Raw genomic sequence first — 22,856 nt, 5'->3', positions numbered from 1 at the left:
AACTGTAGACAGGTGATGAACATGTTCTTAAAATCAATCAAACTGCTGAAAGAGAATATCCCCTCTTTTAAAACATATCCCTTTTCCATTCCGGCCATTGCCCGTATGGATGAGCTGAGGCTGACAAGCCCTGTTACTTTTTTCGTCGGTGAAAACGGCTCGGGAAAATCGACTTTGATGGAGGCCGTTGCCTATCAGTGCGGCTTTAACACTGCAGGCGGAAGCCACCATCTCTACAAGCCGAGGAGCTCGCAGTCAGACCTTGGCGATTATATCCGGCTCGGCTGGATGCCCAAAGTGAAAAATGGTTTCTTTCTCAGAGCAGAATCTTTTTTCCAGTTTGCCTCCCATCTTGAAGAGCTCAGTGAAGATCCTCTATCAGGAGATGTCTTCGGTGCATACGGAGGAAAATCGCTTCACGAACAGTCTCACGGTGAGTCGTTCTTGTCCCTGTTCCTGAACCGCTTCGGCAGCAAAGCCATTTATTTGCTTGATGAGCCGGAGGCAGCGCTGTCCCCGTCACGGCAGCTGACCCTCCTCCGCATCCTTCACGACTTGACGAAAAGCGGAGACACTCAGTTCATTATTGCCACTCATTCCCCCATCCTGCTTGGCTTTCCGGGCGCTGACATTCTAAGCTTTGACGATGAACAAATTACAAAAAGGACGTACGAAGATACGGATCACTATCAAATAACGAAATACTTTCTCGAAAACCGGGAGCGGTTTTTGGAGGAGCTTTTTAAAGAGGAATAAAAATGGGAACTCCACCGGAAATTGGAGTTCCCTTTCTTTTATTCCATTGGAGTTCCGGCAGTGGGAGATTCATTCTGATCACCAGTTACACTTTATCAAGGCAGCTCATTTTTCATTCTTAAAGAAATGAACAGGTCGGACTTCAATCCGCCAGCCGAATTCTTCTCCTCGGCTGATTTGCGTTGTTGGATGAAGAGAGGCCAGTTTAATTGCTTCATCCATACTTTCTGCTTCAAAAACAAAGACACTGCCGATCAGATCTTCCGTTTCTTTAAATGGACCATCTGCTACAACAACCTGACCGTTTACACGGCGAAGACTCTTAACTTCAGATTCAAGACCTGCATCAAGAAGCACCTTACCGCTTTCATAAAAATTCTCGATTACAGGCTGGCATTCACTCATAACCGCCTCAATTTCTTCTCTTGGCCGTGCATTCATTTTTTGCGGGCTGAAATAGCCCATACATAAAAAGATCATGATTTCCTCTCCTTCAGCTCTCAAATTTCCAACTAATACTACCGCTGTTTTGTTCACCACAAATGGACTTGGACTGTAAGTGTAAGAAATCCGACTAAAGCTACCAAAACATCAAACTTTTTATAACCTTCTCTATCATTTCAATAATCAGAGGCTATTCTCCTTTTTTAAAAAAAGGAAGAGTTAGAACCGATCCTGCTTAAGCATGCACAAATCCTTAGATGTTACACATAATCATAGGTCATACTTCCCTCTTTCCTTCTTTCCATAAAACAAAAAACATCTGAATCTTCTCCAAATCTCTTAAACTGCCTCATGTTTCAAGGCGAAAACAAAATATCTGCACTCTATACAAAATTCCCTCCCTAACAAATGACTCCATTTAAAGATAGAATGGTCAAATCAAATGAGAGCGCTAACAAACTGTGGGGTGAAGGTTATAGTTCTATAAGACTAGATGTCATTCAACTATTCAAAACGTTTTACGCGAAGAAAAAATGAAATAAGGAGATGAATACATGACAAGAAAGCCTAAAGCAAAGCGGATCCTGATTCTTTTATTGGCCATTCAAATGCTCATATTCAATGCCGGTTTACTAACAGGCAATGCAGAGGGACAAGCAATAATGAGGCCGGAACTGCCGCTGTGCAGACTATTACATCCATGACTCTGGTCGGCGATCCTTCTATAAAAGTAGGATTTGACGGCGGTGCGGGATTTCCATTTCCAACATTCAATAATGGGGCAGCGTTCGATGACGTAAAAGATGATATTGCCCTTTTTGTGAAACAGAATAATGAGTGGGTTTCAATCGATAACAATCCGGACAGCGGATGGATTTATGACTCTAATTTCGGAAACTGGTGGGAAGGTCCGGGCGGCTATTGGTTTAATCCGGTAGAAGAAACCACGCAGGTTAAAGTGGCTTCCAAAACGAATCCAGGCATTTTTGTTGAGTACACATTAAACGTTACACCTGCGGTTCCTCAGCCGATCACATCCATGTCCCCGGCTGGTGCTACTGCACTTGATGTATCACCTTCAGGCGGGGTCGGGTTTGAATTTCCGAGATTTAACAACGGGGCTACCTTTAAAGATGTAAAGGATGATATCGCCCTCTTTGTAAAGCAGGATGGTGACTGGGTTTCGATTGATAACAATGCAGCCAGCGGATGGATCTACGATAAGAATTTCGGAAACTGGTGGGAAGGCCCCGGCGGCTATTGGTTTAATCCGGTAGAAGAAACCACGCAGGTGAAAGTGGCATCTAAAACAAATCCTGATGTGTTTGTTGAATACACGCTGAAGGTTACGGTCCCTGTGAGAAACTCCTTCAAGATCACGAATTTTGACGGCAGATCCACTTTTGAAGCGGATCAAAACGGGGCAATTGGCCTGCCTATTCCTAAAATAGACGGCGGCTCCGCTATAAAAAGTGAAGTTGATAAATTTGTTTATGAAGTGAAGATTGATGGCGAGTGGGTCAATATCCTGGAATCCAGTTTAACTAAATTCAGCTATTCTTCTAATGGATACAACCGGATGTCTTCTGCCAATCAGTGGGGCTACTGGGTGGATTACATCTTTGGGCTTTGGTTCCAGCCTATTCAGGAGGACATGGATTTCCGCATTGGCTATCCGCTGAATGGAGAAAAAGGCGGAGAAATCGGAGACAACTATGTTCAGTACAAATTCATCGGAAATCCGGATGCCTATCGCCCGGACGAAACAAAGTTAGATGATATCCAAATCGGCACGTCTGAGAACTCAGAAATTGCAGGTTGGAATTTAACTTGGGGCGATGAATTTAACGGCACTGAACTAGATGAAACCAAATGGAATTATTCCACAGGATACTATCTGAATGATGACCCCGGCACTTGGGGCTGGGGCAACAATGAACTTCAGCATTATACGGACAGTGAGGATAATGTTTTTGTAGAAGACGGGAAATTAAACATAAAGGCGCTCGACGATCCGAAGACATTCCCGCAGGATCCGAACCGTGTAGCCCCCTACTCTTCGGGAAAAATCACGACACAGGATAAATTCACGTTTAAATATGGCAGAATTGATTTCAGCGCAAAGCTTCCTGCCGTTACCGGAGCCTGGCCTGCACTTTGGATGTTGCCGAATGATGATGTATATGGAGGCTGGGCTTCTTCTGGTGAAATAGATGTCATGGAAGCAAGGGGACGTGTTCCCGAATCGACAAGCGGAGCGATCCACTTTGGCGATGAATGGCCATTAAATAAGTATCTTTCCGGTGATCAAACCTTTGCTGACGGAGGAAGAATTGATACAGACTACCATGTTTACAGTTTAATATGGGAGGAAGATATCCTCAGCTGGTATGTGGACGGCAAGTTTTTTTACAGCGTGACAAAGGAACAATGGTATTCAGCAGCGGCTAGGGAGAATCCGCGTGCCCCATTTGATCAGGACTTTTACATCATCATGAACCTTGCATTGGGAGGATGGTTCGACGGAGGAATAGAACCATCACCGGATGATTTCCCTCTTTCCATGCAAGTAGACTATGTTCGCGTGTATGACCAGGAAGTGAAGGAAGAAGAACCAGTTCCTGTTACAGGCGTAAAAATTAATAAAACGGAAGCTGTATTAACAGCTGCAGGGCAAAAAACAACTCTGTCAGCGGCAGTTGAACCGTCAAATGCAACGAATAAGAAAGTAACCTGGTCCTCAAGCGACGAAACTGTGGCTACAGTTAGCGCCAGCGGTGTTTTAACGGCTGTGAAAAATGGAACAGCGACCATTACGGCAACAACCGAAGATGGACAAAAAACAGCAGCATGCACGGTGACTGTCGCAATTGAACCGCAAGTACCGGCAGATCAGCTATTCCCGTTAAAAAACGGTTCGTTCAGCCAGAAGCTGACTTCATGGTCTGCATGGAGCTGGAAAAACAATGATGCTTTTATCAATGAGATAAACGCAGAGGATAGTAAAGCTGAAATCACCATTCCAAAGTTTGATGCCAGTGGTGCGGGAGCTGAAAAATGGGCTGTACAATTCAAGCAAACCGGACTTCAGCTTCTTAAAGACAAGGAGTATGTAGTCTCCTTTGATGCCAGTTCAACAATTCCGCGGGATATGGAATTGGTTGTTCAAAACGCGGCATATAACAGAGTATTTGAGAAAACTCTATCTTTAACACAGGAAAGTAAAAAATATACCTATTCATTCAAAGCAACAGCAGAAGAAATCGTCGAATTAAATTTCTTATTAGGTAAATATGCTGATTATGACCAGCATGGCATTACCATTGATCATGTCGTCCTTGAAATGAAAAATCCTGCTTCAAACAAGATTAAAAACCCTTCATTTAAAGATGGAAATGCTTCATGGGAAGTATGGTCGAATGTTGGAGCAACTTCCAGCAATGAAGGCGAAAAGAAGCAAATAACGATCCCATCACTGGGCAGTGACTTCTGGAGCATTCAATTCAGCCAGCTTGGCCTTTCATTAGAAAAATCAAAGTCCTACCGACTGGTTTTTGATATGTCTTCTACCATTGGAAGAAAAATAGATGCAATTCTTGAAAGCGCCAGCTATGACAAATATGTGTGGGAAACGATTGAAGTAAATGAAGAGGCAAATACCTATGCGATCGAATTTACTCATGAAAAGAATACCGACCCTGCTGCAAAGCTTATTTTCGCATTAGGGAAAGTGGATGGACAAGACGCACTGGCAGAGCATACCGTAACGATTGATAACGTGCATCTTTATGAAATCCCAGAGCTGCCTGCAGATCCGGCTGATCCTCCAGCGCCGGAAAAAGAAGGCTACGGTGTCGGAACCATCAAGGAAAATTCTGTAGAGTTTTATGTGAATGATGCTCCTTGGGCCATTATTCATTACATTAAAAATGGCACTACGCAGCAGAACATCATGATGAATAAAGCCGGTGATAACTACTCCGTTTACACATTGAATGATGTAAAAGAGGGGGATGTCATTAAATACTGGTTTACCTATGGCTTAGATGCCGGAGGACAAGCAGAATACAGCGAGCAGATTTATACGCATAAGTTTGCCGTCCCTGCACCGACAGCGGATGAAGTATCTGATCAATCGACAGAAGTTACAGGAAAAGCGGAAGCCGGTTCGACGGTGACTGTGACGATCGGGACAGAGAAATATTCGGCAGCTGCAGACTCTTCAGGCGCCTTTAAAGTCACGATTCCTAAGCAAACGGCAGGCACCGTGCTGAAGATTACAGCAGCAAATGCGGCTGGAAATGTGAGCGAAGAACTGAGCATTACAGTAAAAGATAAAACAGCTCCTGGCAAACCTACTGCGGGTGAAGTATCAGATCAATCGACAGAAGTGACAGGAAAAGCAGAAGCAGGCTCGACTGTTACCGTTATGAGTGGACAAGATAAATATACAGCAGCCGCGGATTCCGAAGGTTCTTACAAGGTAACCATACCTAAGCAAAAAGCTGGAACCGTTCTGAAAATGACAGCAGCAGATGCAGCTGGAAATGTGAGCGAGGAACTGAGCATTACGGTAAAAGCAACGGCTGATTCAACGATTCCAACAGCGAACGAAGTTTCAGATCACTCTAAGGAAGTAACCGGAAAAGCAGAAGCAGGCTCGGTTGTAACGGTGACAATCGGAACAAAAAAGAAAAAGTATACGGCAACTGCAAATGCTTCAGGCAATTTCAAAGTGAAGATACCTAAACAAAAAGCTGGAACAGCCATTTACCTTACAGCAACGGATGCAGACGGCAACATCAGTGGCACCAGAACGGTCATTGTCACAGATAAAACGGCGCCTAAAGCTCCAAAAGCAGACAAAGTAGTCAGCCGTTCTACATCTGTCACAGGCAAATCAGAGGCTCATGCCACCATCACAATTAAAGTCGGCAAAAAGGTCATCGGAAGCGCCCAGGCAGACCTTAAAGGGAAGTTCAACGCTGCAATTCCCAAACAAAAGAAAGGTACCACCCTCCGCATCACCGCTGCTGATGCAGCAGGAAATGTGAGCAAAGCTGCGAGTGTGAAAGTGAAATAATAAGCAGGGAAGCAGAATGTAAAAACACAAAAGGAAGGTGAAAAAGCATGCAGGGTTTAATCTGCATGCTTTTTGGTGAGATGTATTTTATGTAACAAAATCTCTGAGAGTACAAAATAGTTACATATTATTTTGTTACACATTTTTGTTACATCCATTTTCTGAGTTTATGGATGTTTTTATAAAACTACTAATCATGTAACAAAAACGACCGTTTTTGCGACAAAGCTACACTATTCTTTTATATACAATACAGCACTTTCGAGAGAATATTGCAAATCATTGAATATTCCGCAAGTTAATTGCCTTAATCAAAAAGCTGGCCCGATTGATGATTAAGTAGATTCTAAAATATGAGACAGCTTATTTTCGCTATATAGCAACTAACATCAAATTTTTCACAAACAAAAAAAGCAGTTTACGCTGCTCTTTTAAAAATCTTTTATTAATAATAATCTGTATTATTGTAAACTGAGTAATTTAACTTTATTCAAAAGAGTAAAATTAGAAATTCCAAAATACCCTGAATATCATTTTCTATTCAATGCAAAAATTTCCTCTTCTTTAAACAAAATCTTATTAACTGGTTATTTTGTTTTCTTCTATATAACTTCCAAATTCATTTAAATAACTTGTATTTTGCTTAACAATCCACCATTTAAATGAAGTAAACGAAGATGCTTTACTTAAATGTCTGACTATACTTATTTTTATCTCTTCTTTTATTTCGTTATCATAGTAAAATTCGTAGTATTCAATTAACAGTTTTTGGAATTTAACTATCTCGGTAAGTAAATGATTTTTTATATTGTATGCTTCAATTTCTTTAAGATTAGTACTGCCATTATAAACTTTATTTAACATTTCAACAGTTTGTGTGACCCTTTTATCAGTAGATAATTTGTAATTATTTATAATTACTTCAACATCTGTAACGGGGAATGGATCCATTTTAAGTCTAATTACATTCTCAACATCATCTTTTAAATTTGTACAATTCAAGATATTATTATATTTTGCTAGTTTAATATTATTACAATGACCACATGCATAAAATAAATTATCCCATTGAAATTTCAACGTATGATCGTCTTTATGCGGAATAAAATGTTCAACATTAATAACAGGAGGATTTTTCATTTCACAAATGTAACATTTATTCTTAAAATCTTCTTTAATTTGGTCTAGTACCTTTGGTGTTTTATAATCTCCATAGGCCTTTTCGCGTTCCTTCTGTAAATCATCTGGTTCCGGTTGTGACTTTATCAATGTAATCATCTTATTTTTTCATTTCCATGTTATCAGCAATTCTAATCGCTTCTAATTCATAAAATTTACTCTTTAACTCCGGAGATAAATAATCAGGTACTTCTTTAAGGTACATTTTTAGATCCATCATTCTATCTATTTCTTCATTATTTAACATATTTAATCTATCCTTCTCAAAAAGTAGTTGATAATCCTTAAATTTATCCTTAGCAATATTAGAATACTTATCTATATTGAAGTAACCTTCTATAATTCCACTATAAGACAATGAAGATAAATCCTCTAATCTTAACTGATGTTCTAAATCGTATATAATTGCGTCTTCTATCGAGTTTAAGACGAATGGCGAATGTGTTGTAATTATAAATTGGATATTCGGAAAGAAATCAGACAAAAATGGGAGTATTTTCTTTTGCAAACTAACATGTAAATGCGTTTCAATTTCATCAATTAAGACTACTCCTGTTATGTCATACGCCTTTGAATTCCTTTTTTCCATTCTCATAATTAAATCAGTTATAATGTTTAAGACTGCCGAATATCCGTCTGACAAAGTATTTAAGTTATATTTCTCTTTTCCCGTTTCAATTATATTAAAATTATAATTTTGATAGTCAAATTCAAGTTTTATGTCTTTTTCAAAAACATCACGTAATCCGCGTTCAAATTTTCTAAACCATCTGTCAATTTTCCTAACTTCATCATGGTGACCCTCATCTCTTGCAAAAGACTTTTGTGCTCGTAAATTTACTAAATATTGAACAAAGCTTATACCCGGATTTTCATCAAATTTATAAGTAGTATTTAGCTCAATCTTTTTAATACCAGAAGGAATGTTCATATTTGAACTTCGTTTTGAATCATAGTATGCCAAAATAAATTGACCATTATCATACATTGACTCTAATATACTTGGATTATTAAAATGAACCCTAACACTATGTTCATATTTATCAACAGATTTGGACATCTGATCTATATCTCTTAAACTATTATTTATGTATTGTTCTAGTCTACTTCTTTCTTCAGTAGGAATTTTTTCTTCTTTAAGCTGCCTTTCTAGGTCTTTAACTATATTGTTTTGATTTAAAATAAAACCTTTCCAATTTTCTACATTCGTAACGTTTTTATCTTCAATTACTTTAAGATTGTTCCTAATAGCTTGAAGAACAGAGGTTTTACCGCTTCCGTTCTTACCAGTTAATATTAAGTGTTTTCTTTCGTGACGAGAAAGCTCTAACGTAATATTTTTTAAATGCCTAGCCTTATTAATCATAATCTTTGAAACGAAGGTATTTTTCATATAATTCTCCTTAGATTAGTGTGTCACAACTACTGCTAATAAAGCTTCATAAAATTCTATTTTTCTATTACAAAGAAATATTGTTTCTTTTCTTGTTGATACATTTTTTCATTATTTTGAAACCCTATATATGTTACTATACTCATTAGGATGATTAGGATTAAAGAAATGATAATGTACCAACGTAAAGTGTTCTTTAATCTTTTAATCGCTGGCATTAAATAAGTATTCTTTATCTTTTCCACTTCTTTTTCCTTAAGAATAGTGAATTGAGCAACATAATTATCGAAGGAGTTCTCAATATCGTATTTCTTGTCTTTATGATGAAAAATATTAATTATAAAATTAATTACAAAATACATTGTATGGAAAACGAGAGCTAGTAAAAAGATGAATTTATCTCCTTTTGAAAATGCGAACACTCCCGTCAAAGATGCTGTTACTAAACCTATCAACATTAAATTAATGTTGTTAATGATTTTATCAGCAACATCCTTTGCTTCTATAGCCACAGAATAAGCTTCTTTAACTAAATCTTTCCTTTGATCAAAAAAATCTTTAATTTGCTTTTGTATGTATGCCTGAAAATGGTCTTCAATAGTACCACGTACTTTTTTTATTATTGAATCTAATTTTTCTATAGAATCATTGTCAGATAAATATAATGAAAATACATTTCGTGTGATTTCGACTTTATCAACAAATTTTTCTTTGTCAGCTATTAAATCAAATAGAAAAGAAAAATCACTTGCATTTTCTGGAGAAAAGAAATTCCCTATTTTAAGTTCAATATTTTGAAACCCTTTAAAAATAAGAGTGTTGTCAGATTCTTTATTAGCTATATATTTACATGTTAGGATTACTAAATTATAGTTTAACACGTTAGCAATATCTGTTTCTTTAACATCATCAAACTTAAATATACTTGGCAACGGAAATTTTTCAAAAGAGTAATAATCTTTAAAAATCTCTCTTGTCATTGTTAATCGATTAAGTAATTTTTTTTCTATTTCACGTAAATAGTTTTCACCCTCATTAAACGTTTGAATAGTGCAAAGGCTAATTATCCCATTAGAATAATTATGTTTTATAGGTAAGAAGATAAATTTTTGATATTTATTTACTTGAAAAAAGTCATAATTATTCTCTTTTAATTTTTCAATAAAAGGTGACATTCTAAAAAAAATTAACAGCGTTTTATTATCTTTATACAAATTTTTTTCTTTATTAAAATGTATTACTAAAGTGGCTTCTTTTCCGACGTCGAATTTTTTACTTGTCAATTCAGAAAAGGTAACAATTCTTTGCTCATACTTAACGAAAAGACTATATACATCAGCTCTAATATCTTCTAATATCCAATGCTCTTTTGTAAGCGCAATGAATGTACTCATTGAAGAAGAGAATTGCACTTTAACATTACAATCATCTTCTTTGTATGCAATTTCCTTAGAAGTATCCCCAATATATTTTAATATTTTCAGAAAAGAATCTATATATGACATACAGATCTTCCTTTTCGGTTTATTTGGTTTTTTGCAGTAATTCCATATCTTCTATTGTAATTATCGTTTTTCCCTGTGTACTTTGATCTATTTTTACAAGTGTACCAAAAAACTCAATTGGAAACTCAATTTTAATTTCTTTTCCTGCACTATTAAAACACATGACTGTCGGTTCTTTTTCAGCTTTAAATTGAAATTTCACGTCTTCAAATTCAGACCTTAATGATGTCTTAAAACTTTCAATAAAATCTGCTCTCTGTTTTTCTTCGTTTATATATGGTATAACCAGTTTTTCGAGATCCAAATCCAAATCAATTTCTTTCCCATTTTGAAATAGCCTATCTATTGAAAACTGAAATGGTAATACCTGCTCTTTAGGAACAATTCTTTCGGCAATTTCATGTAACTTATCCACAACTCTTTTGGTCATTATTTTGTCATTCAATATTTCATTTGATTGTAAAAAACTATTCATAAAGAATTGTGAAACTTCCCCTGATGCTTTTTGTCTATCTAAAATATGTAAATGTACATTCTCGTTCTTAAAATCTGATATTAATTTGATAAATGCACATTTATGTAACTTATCTTCCGGATTAGGTAACATGTTCTCTTGAACTTCCAATGAAAAGGTCACTTTATTTATTTGTATTCCGTTGTTTTGATCCATTTTCATAATTCCAAGATAATCTTCACCATCAATATCATATATTAAGAAAAATAAAGCTCCGCTGCTTTTCGAAGAAGTAGCTTTCATTTTTAAAAATAAGTCTTTTGTAAGTTCATGAGTTTCATTTACAAATATAGGAGTCATAGTTAAATTCTTAGCTATCACGTTAACTTTTGTTTGTACATAAGTAGAGCTATCATTAAATGTACAAGCTTTTATTTGTCGTGCATTTAAGGAGTTTTGAATATGCCTTGTGAAGAAATCAAAAATTACAGTAGGTACACTTGTTAAGTTAATAATGTCAGGTGCTAATAAAGGACTCTCTTTTTTCAAATCCATGTCGTGCGCAATCATTTGTTTAATAGTAATCGACATATTTACCTCCTGGTTTATATTAATTTAGCTGAGACTTCTTCAATTCATATATAAACGCAATTTATTTATAAAGATTAATAGGATTATCATACCATTAAAATTATATTTTTTACTAAAATAGTATAAAAAAACCATATAGAACATCTTTAAATTTAATTTATTTTTCATATATTTTTAGTAGAAATCAGTCTAAAGACAGATTGTAATTTACAAGTATAATTGATTTATAGACAAAATTTATGCTCCTCTTTGCCAAGTTTCTACTATTAAATAGTGGCCATCCAAGAAAAAATTTGTAATACAAGATCTGCTCTTTGTACTATGTGGTATCAAGCAAAGTCATATACAGCTGTTGTTAAATCTCTATCTGCCTTTCTTGTTTAATAAGCATAGGCGCAGTCTTATCCTTTTTTATATTCTCTAAATAACTTAACAGATAAGCCTCTGTTATCTTTCTAGGCACATACCCAAGCCGTTCACGGATAATATTCTCAAGCACAAACATTTTCCTTGTCAGATACTCGTATTCTTTCCCTGACTCTTGTTCCATGTCTTTAAATTCCCCTGTCTGAACCTGCTTTTCGGCTCTTTTAAACACAGACAAATGATGATACATGTCGCTTCTCTCTTTTCTGATAAATTTAAGCAGCTGCAAAAGCTCAAAACTGGAAAGTCCCATAAGATCCGGCGTGGACCTGCTAACATAATGATCGGCCGCAAACTCACGTACCCTCACCTGCAGGCGTTCATGGTTTTCTTTTACAAGGTCTTCTGCAAGCCTCATCTCGCAAAAGTCACAGTAAAAGAGCCTTTCCTTTATCTTTTTCACCTTGCTTCCGCAGTATGGGCATGTCTTGATCCCCATTTTTTTCACATCCTTTGTTGTATTAGTTTTCATGTTTTTGCCTTTTACAGGCTCGATGCCTGTTTTATTCAAAGAAAACGAACGTTTTTCTTACCCTCCCGTAATGTCTAGTAAAACCAAAGGGGCATAAGCCCCTTTGCCTTAGATATGACCCTTTTCTTTCAAGCTCACGTAACTTCCTTTGTGTGTGACAATAATGTGGTCAAGAAGCTGGATGCCCATCGTCTTTCCTGCTTCATTAATTCTTCTCGTCACCTCTATGTCTTCCCTGCTCGGTGTCGGGTCTCCTGACGGGTGCTGATGACTGACGATGATGGAGGCGGCGTTGTTTAAAATCGCGGCCTTCATGACCTCTCTAGGGTGAACGATGCTTGCATTCAAACTGCCGACAGATGACCGGTGAAGCCCGATGACTTCATTTTTCGTGTTCAGCATCATCACAAGAAACACTTCCCTGTCCTCATCAGCGATATAGAATGCCGCAAGCTTCTCTGCATCCATCGGTGACGTGATTTTGTATGACGCAAACTCTTCTTTCGCTTCCCTGATTTCCTGCCTGATGCGCACGACCTCAAAAATTGCTTCCAATTTGTTCATTTCTCATTTCCCCTTTGCTAAGTTTTGTAACGCCTTGTCCTTCCTCCTGCCTTTTATGCCGTCTCTGTCTTCCCTTTGAATCGGAAGCGCTGATGTTCCCCAAAGGGGGATGATTTTTCCCCTTTTGCAAGGAGAACGAAAAACACGCATAGACATCCGGTCAAGGGATTAGTCCTAAAGTTTTTTATGCAAAAGCGCCTATAAAAAAGTTTTGGACCCCTTGACTGGATGGCTCGCCGCCTTCATCTCAGGCCGGATAGGGTCGGGCCCCTGCCGGACTGGGGTGTAGTCGGCCTGCACTGTTTTACGATTCGGATTCAAAAGGGAAAAGTCCAATAAAAATAGCAGCCATCAAGGCTGCTTTCCATGCTTTGTTATGTAAAAAAGTAAGAGAACTTCTGTTGTTGCCCTCCCCGGCTCGTTCGCCGCGGCGGCCTGCCACAAACGGCACAGGAACCTACGGACTGTGGTTATCGGGAGGTTTAGTGGGGAAGCGACACGTTACAGGCTGACGTTCTTTTGATCAGCCTGTCGTGCTGCCGCCTGAAAAGTTTATTTCTTTGATTTACATTTCCAACATCCTCTCCCTGATCACTGTTAGTTTAAATCCATAGCCTATTTAATAGCTTTGCTCTCTGCTGTAAAAACTCCTATTACATGAAACTTGAATTATAGTTATTTTCAGTAAATATTTATCACTAATTGGATAAAAAAAGGGAGATTTTCTGGTACAATGTGAGCAGTCTGGTAAATTAATCTAGTTAATTGTGAATGGATTCCCAGGAGGAAGTATGAGTAGAAAATTTGTTTGTTAACACTCGCCTTTTTGTTCGTTTATGGATTTGTATCATTTGCTCACTCAGGAAGAACCGACAGCAAAGGCGGACATAATTGCATTGCCAAATCACAGGCAAAAGGTCTGTGCACCGGTTATCACTATCATAACGGCGGAGAAACTGCTCCAAGCGAGCCAAAAAGCACAGCTCCGGCAACTGTGCCTCAGCGAAACGATAAAGACTGTACGGAATTTACAAGCTATGATGAAGTCGTAAACTATTGAAACGCCAAAGGATATTTTGCAGAGAATGATCCTGAGAATCTGGATGGCTTGGGCAACGGGATCGTTGACGACGGTATACCTTGCGAAGCCCCTGAGAGCTATGATAAGTCAAAGATCAACAACAGCCCTGAACAAATCCAGGCAAAGCAGGACGCGTCAGATAAGCAAAACGGAATGAAGGACGGCCGTGCAAAAGGCTTGGAAGATGGATACAACGAAGTTACACCTAATGAAGATGCTTCATCAGGAATCATTTCCTATGGAGAAGGTTAGGAAGGTTATACAACAGCATACGCAGAAAGTAAAGAAATGGATGATAAAAAGGAAAAAGCTATGGATGCAGGAACGGCTTTTGGGGGAAAACAAGATTTCAGTACCCTGATGTCCATTGAGAGAGGCAAGCAGCACATGAATAAAGACCAGCTACAATTTATTTGTGAAATATACAATGTAAAAAAGAGTGATCTTATAGCTAAGCCTAAGCCATGATCACCCTTCCTATCCTTTTCTATAAACACCTTTTGCCCTATTAACTGTTTCAATGGGTTCAAACTAGAACCTTGCGTCCTCACTGGAAGTACTTACTGCGGGGCGCGCTTTTTAAGTGAAATTAAATAAACAATACAATAATTTTTTAAGATATGCCCTTGAAGCAGATTATAGTTGGGGCACATATTACAAGATTTGTAATTCCGGCTACAAAGTAACTAAATGAGGTGAATCCCCTGAAACACCTTTATACAAGATGGATATATTTCCAATGATTTCTTCATCTGGTATCAGTTTAGGGTGACCGTGAGTTATTGATTGGTACATATGGTCATAAACGGCTCCATAATCCCCGGTTACTGTCGGGACGACTGTTTCAGTAATTTCATCGCCAGTTGCGTGTCTAAGTACCCCAAACGCCTCTTCCGGGTCTTCTCCAAAATGCACTTCTCCTGGCATCACACCAGCTTTTAAACAGGCTTCTTGCTGATCCATCCCATATTTGATGAAACTGCCTGTGTTCCCATGTATCCGAACGGATGGATAGTCTCCACAAATCAGTTGATTTACTTTCAAAATCACCTTTTTGGTATTATAAAATAATTGCATCTCAAACGCATCATCAGGGTTTCCGGGTTTACGCAGCGTTTTAATATCATAGAAAACTCTTTGCGGCATCCCGAACAGCGCCAGTGCTTTATCGAGTAAATGCACTCCCAATCCGTAAAATTCACCGTCTGTATTGCTGCCTGCAGGTCTCTCGTCAACAGGACGATAACGATCGAAATGCAGCTCCACCTCAATGATCTCACCCAATTTTCCTGATTCTAAGACTTGAAACAGCGTTAAAAACTCACTATCAAAACGTCTATTCTGATAAGGCATTGCAACCAGCTTCTTTTCTTTGGCCAGTTTCAAAATTTCTTCAGCTTCTTCGGCCGTTTCACAAAACGGCTTCTCTACCAGAACATTTTTGCCGTTTTCCAAACAGAGCTTTGCAAGTTCATAGTGAGAAGAAGGCGGAGTACAGATCGATATCAGACTGATTTCGTCGTCTTGAAGAATAGCGTCTAGACTTTCGACATAGGCGCTTTCTGGTAAACCAGCAGCTGCCTTTTTTTCCTCAGTCCAATTTCTCGTGAAAATAGACTTGATCTGGATAGATTTTCTTTGTTTTACATAAGGCATATGGTAACGCAATGTACTTTTTCCGCATCCGATGAACGCCATTTTAAGCATATACTTCATCCCTTCAGGTTGTTAGTCGTTTAATAAAAGGCTCAAATTGTCTGTTGCCTATTACATCATTCACCCAAGATATTTGACTGACTTTTTTATAAATCTGCGGGAAATATTTTTTACTCAGCTTTTCCTTAGGGTTTATGCATCCGAAAAAGACCAATTGGACTTTTTCATTTTTCCATTGAATGGGTTCGTTTAAGATCAACACCGCTATCTGGGAACGGCCTTCAGTCACACAATGCGGAATGGCTGTCAAGTCCCCAATTTCTGTAGGTGCTTTTTCTTCACGCAACATGACTTCCTTTTGGATCTTACTATCTATCAGACCTTCTTCTATCATACGATTAGTTAGGAACAACAAACACTCATCGCGGGTAGAAAAATGCTCATTGGCAAAAAATAATTTCTCTGAAAATGCTCTTATGTAGTCTTTGCTTCCCCCGTACCTTATTGTCTCCAAGAGTCTCTCTGAATCTTTTTCATTTAGAATAGGATTAACGCGAATTACTTTTTTTCCCGTCTCAAACTCAATGTTATTTGTCGAAATGATAAAGTCAATGTTGGATAGATCTCGATTTTTCAACATGTAGTAAGGAAGAACATCAGCAATGAGCAGTTGGGGGAAGTTGCTCTCCAGTTTGCTTTTCAGCACCGTAGAGGTACCAATTCCTCCTCCGCATACAACGAGCACATTTAATTTTTTGACAAGTCCATTTCCTTCCATGCTCGCTTCAAAATGCAAGGCTAAATAAGCGACTTCACTATCATCAATAGCGAGACCCATATTGTTATTTAGTTCCTCTGCAAGGATATAAGCATAATAAGTAGCCATAAAATACCTTGATTGAATCATTTCTTTTAACGGGTTTATTATAGCGATACCCAGTTTTAGTCGCTTACAGGTTGAACTGATATGAGTGATTAATGAGGCCCTCAAAGCGGCTTCTCTTTTAAATTCTTCATTGAAATCAATGGTAATTTTCTTAATGGCATTATCGACCGATTCAGAAATTTTATCCTTTTCAGCCGGAACTACACTGCCTCCGCCAAGTACCATTGTCAAAAAGAGGTGCTCTTCCTCGTTAAACTTAAACTGATATTCCTTATGAAAGTTTTTCAGCACTTGGGAAGCAACACGCAGATGAGTGACATTTAAAGATTCTTCAAGTAAATCGATGGGTTCATTCACCTTGTTTTGTCTTAATACTGAAACAATCATATACTTTAAAAATAACTGCACTTCTTCTGTGCTTTTGATTAAAGATGCTTGTTTTAGCTCCATTGTAAACATGTAAAGCAGCTTATCATAATCGAGTTCTTTCTTTAGCAGTCGTTTTAATTCATGTTGAACGAAGACATTGTCTCTGGAAAAATGCACAGCCATGCATCTCCGTTTCAGAAACTCTTTGCCTTTCACCTTATACCCTTGATGTGGTTTGCTTTCCAATTCCAACTCGAAATTTTCCAGCTCTTGTTTAACTGTTCTAATCTTATTAAAAACAGTGTTTCTGCTGTAATGTAAATCGACTGCCATCTCATCGATCGTTGCTGAGCTGACACTCAGCAGATAAAGAAGAATGTCTTTCGCCGCGTCTCCGGCCTCTCCTGTTTTTTCCGCCATGTTTAGCTGTATCTCATCTTTTAGCTGATATCGGTCAGCGTCAGAAATTTGAACCGCATAGCCTGCCCTGCTCGATATAATCGAAAAGCCCCTCTTTTCAAGCTCATGAGTGACTTCAATCATTTGACGCTTTACAGTCCTGCTGCTTACACCGAGTCGCAATGCCAGCTTCGTACTCGTAACAGGCTGATCTTGTTGCAATAATATGGTTAGAATAGACTGTATTCGGTAATCCACTGGCCTCAAACTCCTTCCAAAAACATATGAGAATCTGACGAGTCAGATTATTTCACTAAAGTTTTATACTGCTTCTATGTTATTTTCTAATTCACCTTGTATCTTTGGTTTCTTCATTAGATGATTTGCTCTAAAGATTGCCCCGAAGCACACCATGAGAGATCCGACCAACACAGCAAGTGCCCAGCCTATTGGATTCGTTGCAAGTGGCCATCCCCATATAGCTGCAGGTACCCCTGTGACCGCGGAAGTTCCTAGCCATGCGGCGATAGCCGCACCGGATGCAGAACTAACGACATTCAATGGAATCATAAACAGCGGATCACGTATGGCAAAAGGAATAGCTCCCTCGGAAATTCCCATAAATCCCAGCATAAAACATGGTATACCATCGGCTTTCAAATGTGAATCAAAGACTGCCTTTTTCACGACGAACTTATCAATGATCGTAGCCAGCCCAATTCCTATCGGTGGAATAACTGCCCCAATCATGGCAGGCACCCAAGTATTAGCTCCTGTGTCTGTATTTAACTGCATGGATATTGCAAGAGCTGTCTTATTAATTGGTCCGCCTAAATCAAATGCCATGCTTCCTCCAATAACTGCTGCAAGTGCTATTTCTCCGGTATTGCCGATTGCAGTTATGATACTGGTGATTCCGCTGATAGCTAGAAGTCCGGCAGGTCCGACTATGTAATAGCTTACTATAATTACAAATAAGGAGGAAAATACCGGCACAATGAACATCGTCTTCACCGGTCGAAAGGTTCGCTTGAATTTAAGCCTGTCATTCAAAAATTTCACAGTATAACCAGCACAGATTCCGATAACAATTGCTCCCAGAAAACCTGAGCCCATTTCTGCAGCTAGTAAACCTCCAATGAAACCCGGAGCAAGTCCAAGCTTGTCAGCAATGCTATAGGCAACGAATGCTGCAAATACAGGAAACATGAGCCCCATCATGCCTGCTCCGGCTACTTGGGTCAGCCATGCGAAAAATTGCTGATGCTTACTGCCGTTTTCCAGTATCTCTTTGCTCCACGGATCAAAATCCATGAGCTGTCCGGCCATAATACCTATTCCAAGTACTATACCGGCTGAAACAATGATTGGGATCATGTATGAAATACCGGTCATTAAATGCTGTTGGAAAACCTTCCACTTTGATTGTTCCAAATGATTCTCCCCCTTATGTTTTAAGATGTCTTGAACTGACGATTCTCAAGCATAATCATATTAGCTGAACATGCCTGTATTATTGCGCAAGCCTTTTTTCAATCAACTCATATCCATTCTTGATTGCACTTTTTAAATCGATTATCATCACTTTCTCCTTGTGATCCTCCCATCTTTCACTGCCTGCAAGTTTGACGGCACTGGCAATCACTATCAAATCGGCTTCCTCAATATCAGAAGGGCTTAGTTTATCTTCGATGCCCCCTGCTCCCTGAGTTTCCACTTTTACTTTGCAACCCAATTTCTTTGCAGCATCTTCTATAGAATCGGCGGCCATATAAGTATGAGCCACCCCCATTGGACATGCACAGATTCCAACTATCTTCTTCATGTTTCTTCCTCCTATTTAGAAATAATGTGATCAATCTCTTTATAGATTTCTTCTTCAGATGAAAGCGTCGTCAATTTATTGATAAACTCATCCTTCATTAAGTTACGGGCTAATTGGGCTAATACGGCAAGATGTGTGTTGCCGGAATCAGCAGATGTAAGTATACCAAAAACAAGCTTCACTCTTTCTTCTTCTCCTTGCCACTCGATAGGGTTTTTTAAGCGGATAAAGAGTAAGGTTGGAGTTTGAATTTTTTCAGATTTACAATGAGGGATTGCAACCCCTCTGCCAACATTTGTCGTAGACATCATTTCTCTTTCCATTATGCTTTCAAATATGTCCTTTTCATCATCAGCCGCACCTAAACCGCAACCTCTTGTTGCCAACGTGGTTAAAATAGAATCTCTGTCGCGCAAGTCAAGATCAAGCATCATATGATCAATTGAAAAAAGCTGAGCTGTCATTTTAACTTCACCTCCTCGGTGTTCTTTAGCTGTATCTTTATTATAGAAAGCGCATTCATACTTTTCATCACAAGATATTTCACCCACTGGTGACATCAACCTAATTTGGTTAAGGCTATGTTTACTGACTTCTCAAGTAAGAAGATAGTAGCGGATACTGAGCTAGTGGCAGTACTAATGAGTACGGCATACAGAAGTACTTTCATTTTTTTCTTCAAAGACAACCAGTGAATTTCAGGGTATTGCCGCAATTGTCTTGTGTCTATTTTAGATAAAAATAGAAATGACAATGCCCTGTCCAATACTTTCTTTCATGAAAGCAATACTAACAGTTAGAGCTTATACATGATGTTCTGTTAAACGCTATACCAATGGGGACTTGTAAACGCATATTCATTTCTCACCCCCAGGATGACACTTAGTTCTTATATTACTATTCAGAGTTTTTCTATAGAAATGAAATACGTCATAAATTATTTAAAATTAATAGTTTCCTGGTTAAACATCAGCTAGGAAATTCTCTACAAACCTCCATACAGAAGAAAATCTTAGTTGACATATGGGAATATACAGCATTATAATTACGTTTGTTACTATTCAGAAAATATATAATTTTAACTATCCTTCCGTACAGTAAAGGAAAAAATTAGCCGTAGTAACAGCAGTCGGAAGACATTCTGCATTTTTTCTAATTAAATAACAAAACTTGGTGTTCTTATCAAGAGAGGTGGAGGGACAGGCCCTTTGAAGCCTCGGCAACAGATTCCAATCAGGAAAACTGTGCCAATTCCTGCGTGAAACTGCGCGAGAGATAAGAAGAGGCTTAATTGTGATTTTAAACTCTTCTTGTGTTCAAATAAGAAGAGTTTTTTTATTTAGGGAGGAAATATATGAATTCCATAGCACAGCTGATAGATTATGCAGCCGGAAACCATACGGAAATACTAAATTTAATCCAAGAACACATCCTCCTTGTTGGTTTGTCTTCTGTGATTGCCCTCCTTCTAGGGCTGCCTATTGGCATAGGATTAACATTCAATAAAGCCTTGGCTGATACATTTCTGCAACTGGCCAATATCATTATGACCATTCCAAGTATTGCTTTATTTGGATTAATGATGCCGCTGCTGTCAGTGATTAATCAAGGAATCGGGTTTACCCCTGCCCTTATCGCTCTCGTTCTTTATTCACAGATGCCGATCATGCGAAACACGTATACAGCAATCTCATCCATCTCTCCTTCTGTCAATGATGCAGCAAAAGGAATGGGAATGAACAAGTGGGAACAGCTGCGGTATGTTCAGATTCCAATTGCATGGCCCATTATCCTTGCTGGAGTGCGAACTGCCGTTGTCATGAACATTGGAATAGGGGCGATAGCAGCTTTTGTCGGAGCCGGGGGACTTGGAGTTTTAATCAATCAGGGAATTGCCAGAACTCACACAGAAATGATCCTAACAGGGGCAATCAGCATCGGAATCCTCGCTCTGCTTGCAGATGGCATGCTGTCCCTCTTGCAAAAGAAATCAACTTCTAAACACATGCGAGTGAAATAAACACGTCTATTTTTGGAGGAGTGCAGCATGATCACATTCAACAACGTTTCAAAAACATACGGATCTTCCGTAAAAGCATTGAATAATGTCAACCTGGCAGTGCCCGAAGGCAAAATTGTCGTACTGCTTGGCCCATCCGGCTGCGGCAAAACCACATTGCTTAGGACAGTCAATAAATTAAACGCTCTGACCAGTGGCGAAATCAAAATAAACGGCCAGGACATAAAGACAATTGATGAAATTGAACTCCGAAGAAGAATCGGTTATGTCATTCAGCATAACGGATTGTTTCCAAATATGACGATTGAAAAAAACATCACCATCATACCGAAGCTATTGGGATGGAATAAGGAAAAGAGACAAACTCGCTACCATGAGCTGATGGAGCTTATCGGTCTGAATGCAAAAGAGCTGAAAAACCGATATCCAAATGAACTATCCGGAGGCCAGCAACAAAGGATTGGAATTGCGAGGGCAATGGCAGTCGATCCTCCCATCTTATTAATGGATGAACCCTTTAGCGCGCTCGATCCCATTGTCCGTTCTAGACTGCAGGATGAATTTTTGGATATTCAAAGACGGCTGAAAAAAACCATTCTCTTTGTCAGTCATGACCTGACGGAAGCATTGAAATTGGCCGATTATATCGCTGTATTCAATCAGGGCGAACTCATCCAGTACGGTACTCCAAAAGAGCTTCTGCAGCAGCCTAAGAATACTTTTATCGAAGGATTTCTAGGTGAAAAACGGACATTCAAACAGCTGTCGTTGTTCAAGGTACAGGATTTAATTGAGCAAGGATTTACGAAAACAGAAGGGTTCAGAAAAGAAGTTGATAGCTCTGTATCTCCTGATACATCCCTGGAAGAAGCACTTGAATTGCTTCTTGAGCAGCCCGGAGACCTGATTTTGTGGAAGAACCAGGAGAATCAGACCTCCGGCTGGATCAGCCATCAAAACATCAAAGAGTATTTAGCATTATCCGCACAAGAAAGGAGAAGGGTTCATGAAGAGAGGAAAGTGGCTTTCTGATTTTTTGAAATACGGAACATCTTTTGCATCCATCTATTTTTTGTACTGGGCTTACTCAAACGGCTATTTCTCTCTTATATTGGATTCAACTGATGAGTTTTTGTTCTTGCTTAAACAACATGTAACGCTGGTCTTTTATTCATCTGTTCTAGCCATCCTCATCAGTGTCCCGGCAGGCATACTGATAACAAGAAAGAGATTTCAACGGCTGGAATGGGTGATTGTTGCACTGGCAAATATCGGTCAGACGATTCCAAGCATAGCCTTCCTAGCCCTGCTCATGCTCGTGCTGGGAATCGGAACACTCCCGAGCATCATCGCTCTTTTTGCCTACTCGCTCCTTCCCATATTGCGTAATACAATTGAAGGAATCAAGGCGGTTGATCCACTGATAAAAGACGCTGCGAAAGGAATTGGACTAACCCCCCTACAAATTTTGTGGAAGGTGGAGATTCCAAACTCGCTTTCCATAATCGCTGCTGGAGTAAGGATTTCCGTGGTTCTAAACATTGGAAGTGCCGCTTTGGCCTATCTGATTGGAGGAGGTGGGCTTGGAGATTATATTTTCACAGGCATTGAAATGGTCGATTACTCCTACCTTCTCTCAGGGGCTGTACCCGTTACGCTTCTTGCCGTAATGGCGGATTTCTTCCTGAGAAATCTAGAAAAAATCCTTATACCACGGGGAATCAATTATTCGCAGAAAACTAACAACTTATGA

The 22,856-nt window shown here is 38.9% G+C and carries 21 protein-coding genes and 1 riboswitch; of the genes, 9 read left to right on the top strand and 12 right to left on the bottom strand.

Annotated features, from left to right (window positions below):
• The first annotated feature begins 21 nt into the window (after window positions 1-21).
• On the top strand, window positions 22-756 hold the full coding sequence (locus MHB63_11795) for an AAA family ATPase (protein MEK3807215.1): 735 nt from the start codon (window positions 22-24) through the stop codon (window positions 754-756).
• Window positions 757-861: 105 nt separating this feature from the next.
• Here the strand turns inward: MHB63_11795 and MHB63_11790 are convergent, their stop codons facing one another.
• Window positions 862-1,236, bottom strand: coding sequence for a YciI family protein (locus MHB63_11790; protein ID MEK3807214.1), 375 nt, complete (start codon window positions 1,234-1,236; stop codon window positions 862-864).
• Between the two features lie 518 nt (window positions 1,237-1,754).
• On the opposite strand from MHB63_11790, the gene MHB63_11785 reads away from it, so the two are divergent.
• Together MHB63_11785 and MHB63_11780 are read left to right on the top strand one after the other, a co-directional pair.
• On the top strand, window positions 1,755-1,904 hold the full coding sequence (locus MHB63_11785) for a hypothetical protein (GenBank protein MEK3807213.1): 150 nt from the start codon (window positions 1,755-1,757) through the stop codon (window positions 1,902-1,904).
• The gene (locus MHB63_11780; protein MEK3807212.1) at window positions 1,883-6,283 is read left to right on the top strand and encodes an Ig-like domain-containing protein; all 4,401 of its coding nucleotides are present in this window, start codon (window positions 1,883-1,885) and stop codon (window positions 6,281-6,283) included. Before MHB63_11785 ends, MHB63_11780 begins: the two co-directional genes overlap by 22 nt.
• 579 nt (window positions 6,284-6,862) lie before the next feature.
• Here the strand turns inward: MHB63_11780 and MHB63_11775 are convergent.
• The 6 genes from MHB63_11775 to radC all read right to left on the bottom strand — a co-directional run bounded on the left by MHB63_11775 (window position 6,863) and on the right by radC (window position 12,858).
• Window positions 6,863-7,561 carry an HNH endonuclease gene (locus MHB63_11775; protein ID MEK3807211.1) on the bottom strand — a complete coding sequence of 233 codons (699 nt, stop codon included), beginning with the start codon at window positions 7,559-7,561 and terminating at the stop codon, window positions 6,863-6,865.
• A gap of 1 nt (window position 7,562) precedes the next feature.
• Window positions 7,563-8,855: an AAA family ATPase gene (locus MHB63_11770; protein ID MEK3807210.1), complete on the bottom strand. Its 1,293-nt coding sequence runs from the start codon at window positions 8,853-8,855 to the stop codon at window positions 7,563-7,565.
• Between the two features lie 56 nt (window positions 8,856-8,911).
• A complete protein-coding gene (locus MHB63_11765; GenBank protein MEK3807209.1) occupies window positions 8,912-10,360 on the bottom strand; it encodes a hypothetical protein in 1,449 nt (482 codons plus the stop codon).
• Between the two features lie 19 nt (window positions 10,361-10,379).
• Window positions 10,380-11,405 (bottom strand): nucleoid-associated protein, encoded by a 1,026-nt coding sequence (locus MHB63_11760; protein ID MEK3807208.1) that lies wholly within the window; start codon window positions 11,403-11,405, stop codon window positions 10,380-10,382.
• 355 nt (window positions 11,406-11,760) lie between these two features.
• A complete protein-coding gene (locus tag MHB63_11755; GenBank protein ID MEK3807207.1) occupies window positions 11,761-12,303 on the bottom strand; it encodes a hypothetical protein in 543 nt (180 codons plus the stop codon).
• A 108-nt stretch (window positions 12,304-12,411) separates the two neighbouring features.
• Window positions 12,412-12,858: a DNA repair protein RadC gene (gene radC, locus MHB63_11750; protein MEK3807206.1), complete on the bottom strand. Its 447-nt coding sequence runs from the start codon at window positions 12,856-12,858 to the stop codon at window positions 12,412-12,414.
• A gap of 817 nt (window positions 12,859-13,675) precedes the next feature.
• Between radC and MHB63_11745 the strand changes: the two genes are divergently transcribed.
• The 3 genes from MHB63_11745 to MHB63_11735 are packed head-to-tail and all read left to right on the top strand — an operon-like array spanning window position 13,676 to window position 14,416.
• Window positions 13,676-13,927: a YHYH domain-containing protein gene (locus MHB63_11745; protein ID MEK3807205.1), complete on the top strand. Its 252-nt coding sequence runs from the start codon at window positions 13,676-13,678 to the stop codon at window positions 13,925-13,927.
• Between the two features lie 48 nt (window positions 13,928-13,975).
• Window positions 13,976-14,200, top strand: a complete 225-nt coding sequence (locus tag MHB63_11740; protein MEK3807204.1) for a hypothetical protein — start codon at window positions 13,976-13,978, stop codon at window positions 14,198-14,200.
• A gap of 36 nt (window positions 14,201-14,236) precedes the next feature.
• Window positions 14,237-14,416, top strand: a complete 180-nt coding sequence (locus MHB63_11735) for a hypothetical protein (GenBank protein MEK3807203.1) — start codon at window positions 14,237-14,239, stop codon at window positions 14,414-14,416.
• Between the two features lie 207 nt (window positions 14,417-14,623).
• On the opposite strand, the gene MHB63_11730 is transcribed toward MHB63_11735, so the two are convergent.
• The 5 genes from MHB63_11730 to MHB63_11710 form a co-directional block, all read right to left on the bottom strand.
• Window positions 14,624-15,655 (bottom strand): oxidoreductase, encoded by a 1,032-nt coding sequence (locus tag MHB63_11730; protein ID MEK3807202.1) that lies wholly within the window; start codon window positions 15,653-15,655, stop codon window positions 14,624-14,626.
• Between the two features lie 13 nt (window positions 15,656-15,668).
• Window positions 15,669-17,516 carry a BglG family transcription antiterminator gene (locus MHB63_11725; GenBank protein ID MEK3807201.1) on the bottom strand — a complete coding sequence of 616 codons (1,848 nt, stop codon included), beginning with the start codon at window positions 17,514-17,516 and terminating at the stop codon, window positions 15,669-15,671.
• A 63-nt stretch (window positions 17,517-17,579) separates the two neighbouring features.
• Window positions 17,580-18,692, bottom strand: coding sequence for a PTS fructose transporter subunit IIC (locus MHB63_11720; protein ID MEK3807200.1), 1,113 nt, complete (start codon window positions 18,690-18,692; stop codon window positions 17,580-17,582).
• A gap of 79 nt (window positions 18,693-18,771) precedes the next feature.
• Window positions 18,772-19,083 (bottom strand): fructose PTS transporter subunit IIB, encoded by a 312-nt coding sequence (locus MHB63_11715; protein ID MEK3807199.1) that lies wholly within the window; start codon window positions 19,081-19,083, stop codon window positions 18,772-18,774.
• 11 nt (window positions 19,084-19,094) lie between these two features.
• Window positions 19,095-19,547: a fructose PTS transporter subunit IIA gene (locus tag MHB63_11710; GenBank protein MEK3807198.1), complete on the bottom strand. Its 453-nt coding sequence runs from the start codon at window positions 19,545-19,547 to the stop codon at window positions 19,095-19,097.
• Window positions 19,548-20,259: 712 nt separating this feature from the next.
• A riboswitch (SAM riboswitch) is annotated at window positions 20,260-20,365 on the top strand.
• A gap of 72 nt (window positions 20,366-20,437) precedes the next feature.
• Between MHB63_11710 and MHB63_11705 the strand changes: the two genes are divergently transcribed.
• The 3 genes from MHB63_11705 to MHB63_11695 are packed head-to-tail and all read left to right on the top strand — an operon-like array spanning window position 20,438 to window position 22,856.
• Window positions 20,438-21,103 (top strand): ABC transporter permease, encoded by a 666-nt coding sequence (locus tag MHB63_11705; GenBank protein ID MEK3807197.1) that lies wholly within the window; start codon window positions 20,438-20,440, stop codon window positions 21,101-21,103.
• 27 nt (window positions 21,104-21,130) lie between these two features.
• On the top strand, window positions 21,131-22,135 hold the full coding sequence (locus MHB63_11700) for an ABC transporter ATP-binding protein (GenBank protein MEK3807196.1): 1,005 nt from the start codon (window positions 21,131-21,133) through the stop codon (window positions 22,133-22,135).
• Window positions 22,110-22,856, top strand: a complete 747-nt coding sequence (locus MHB63_11695) for an ABC transporter permease (protein MEK3807195.1) — start codon at window positions 22,110-22,112, stop codon at window positions 22,854-22,856. The genes MHB63_11700 and MHB63_11695 overlap by 26 nt, the downstream gene beginning before the upstream one ends.

This window comes from Bacillus sp. FSL H8-0547, assembly GCA_038002745.1.
Lineage (GTDB): Bacteria > Bacillota > Bacilli > Bacillales > Bacillaceae > Bacillus_P.
This window is presented reverse-complemented; position numbering and strand designations above follow the sequence as displayed.

Bases quoted from the DNA above. Each gene is read 5' to 3' on its own strand.
- MHB63_11795 (MEK3807215.1), top strand. From the start codon at position 22: ATGTTCTTAAAATCAATCAAACTGCTGAAAGAGAATATCCCCTCTTTT.
- MHB63_11790 (MEK3807214.1), bottom strand. From the start codon at position 1,236: ATGATCTTTTTATGTATGGGCTATTTCAGCCCGCAAAAAATGAATGCA.
- MHB63_11785 (MEK3807213.1), top strand. From the start codon at position 1,755: ATGACAAGAAAGCCTAAAGCAAAGCGGATCCTGATTCTTTTATTGGCC.
- MHB63_11775 (MEK3807211.1), bottom strand. From the start codon at position 7,561: ATGATTACATTGATAAAGTCACAACCGGAACCAGATGATTTACAGAAG.
- MHB63_11770 (MEK3807210.1), bottom strand. From the start codon at position 8,855: ATGAAAAATACCTTCGTTTCAAAGATTATGATTAATAAGGCTAGGCAT.
- MHB63_11765 (MEK3807209.1), bottom strand. From the start codon at position 10,360: ATGTCATATATAGATTCTTTTCTGAAAATATTAAAATATATTGGGGAT.
- MHB63_11760 (MEK3807208.1), bottom strand. From the start codon at position 11,405: ATGTCGATTACTATTAAACAAATGATTGCGCACGACATGGATTTGAAA.
- MHB63_11755 (MEK3807207.1), bottom strand. From the start codon at position 12,303: ATGAAAACTAATACAACAAAGGATGTGAAAAAAATGGGGATCAAGACA.
- MHB63_11735 (MEK3807203.1), top strand. From the start codon at position 14,237: ATGGATGATAAAAAGGAAAAAGCTATGGATGCAGGAACGGCTTTTGGG.
- MHB63_11730 (MEK3807202.1), bottom strand. From the start codon at position 15,655: ATGCTTAAAATGGCGTTCATCGGATGCGGAAAAAGTACATTGCGTTAC.
- MHB63_11715 (MEK3807199.1), bottom strand. From the start codon at position 19,083: ATGAAGAAGATAGTTGGAATCTGTGCATGTCCAATGGGGGTGGCTCAT.
- MHB63_11710 (MEK3807198.1), bottom strand. From the start codon at position 19,547: ATGACAGCTCAGCTTTTTTCAATTGATCATATGATGCTTGATCTTGAC.
- MHB63_11705 (MEK3807197.1), top strand. From the start codon at position 20,438: ATGAATTCCATAGCACAGCTGATAGATTATGCAGCCGGAAACCATACG.
- MHB63_11700 (MEK3807196.1), top strand. From the start codon at position 21,131: ATGATCACATTCAACAACGTTTCAAAAACATACGGATCTTCCGTAAAA.
- MHB63_11695 (MEK3807195.1), top strand. From the start codon at position 22,110: ATGAAGAGAGGAAAGTGGCTTTCTGATTTTTTGAAATACGGAACATCT.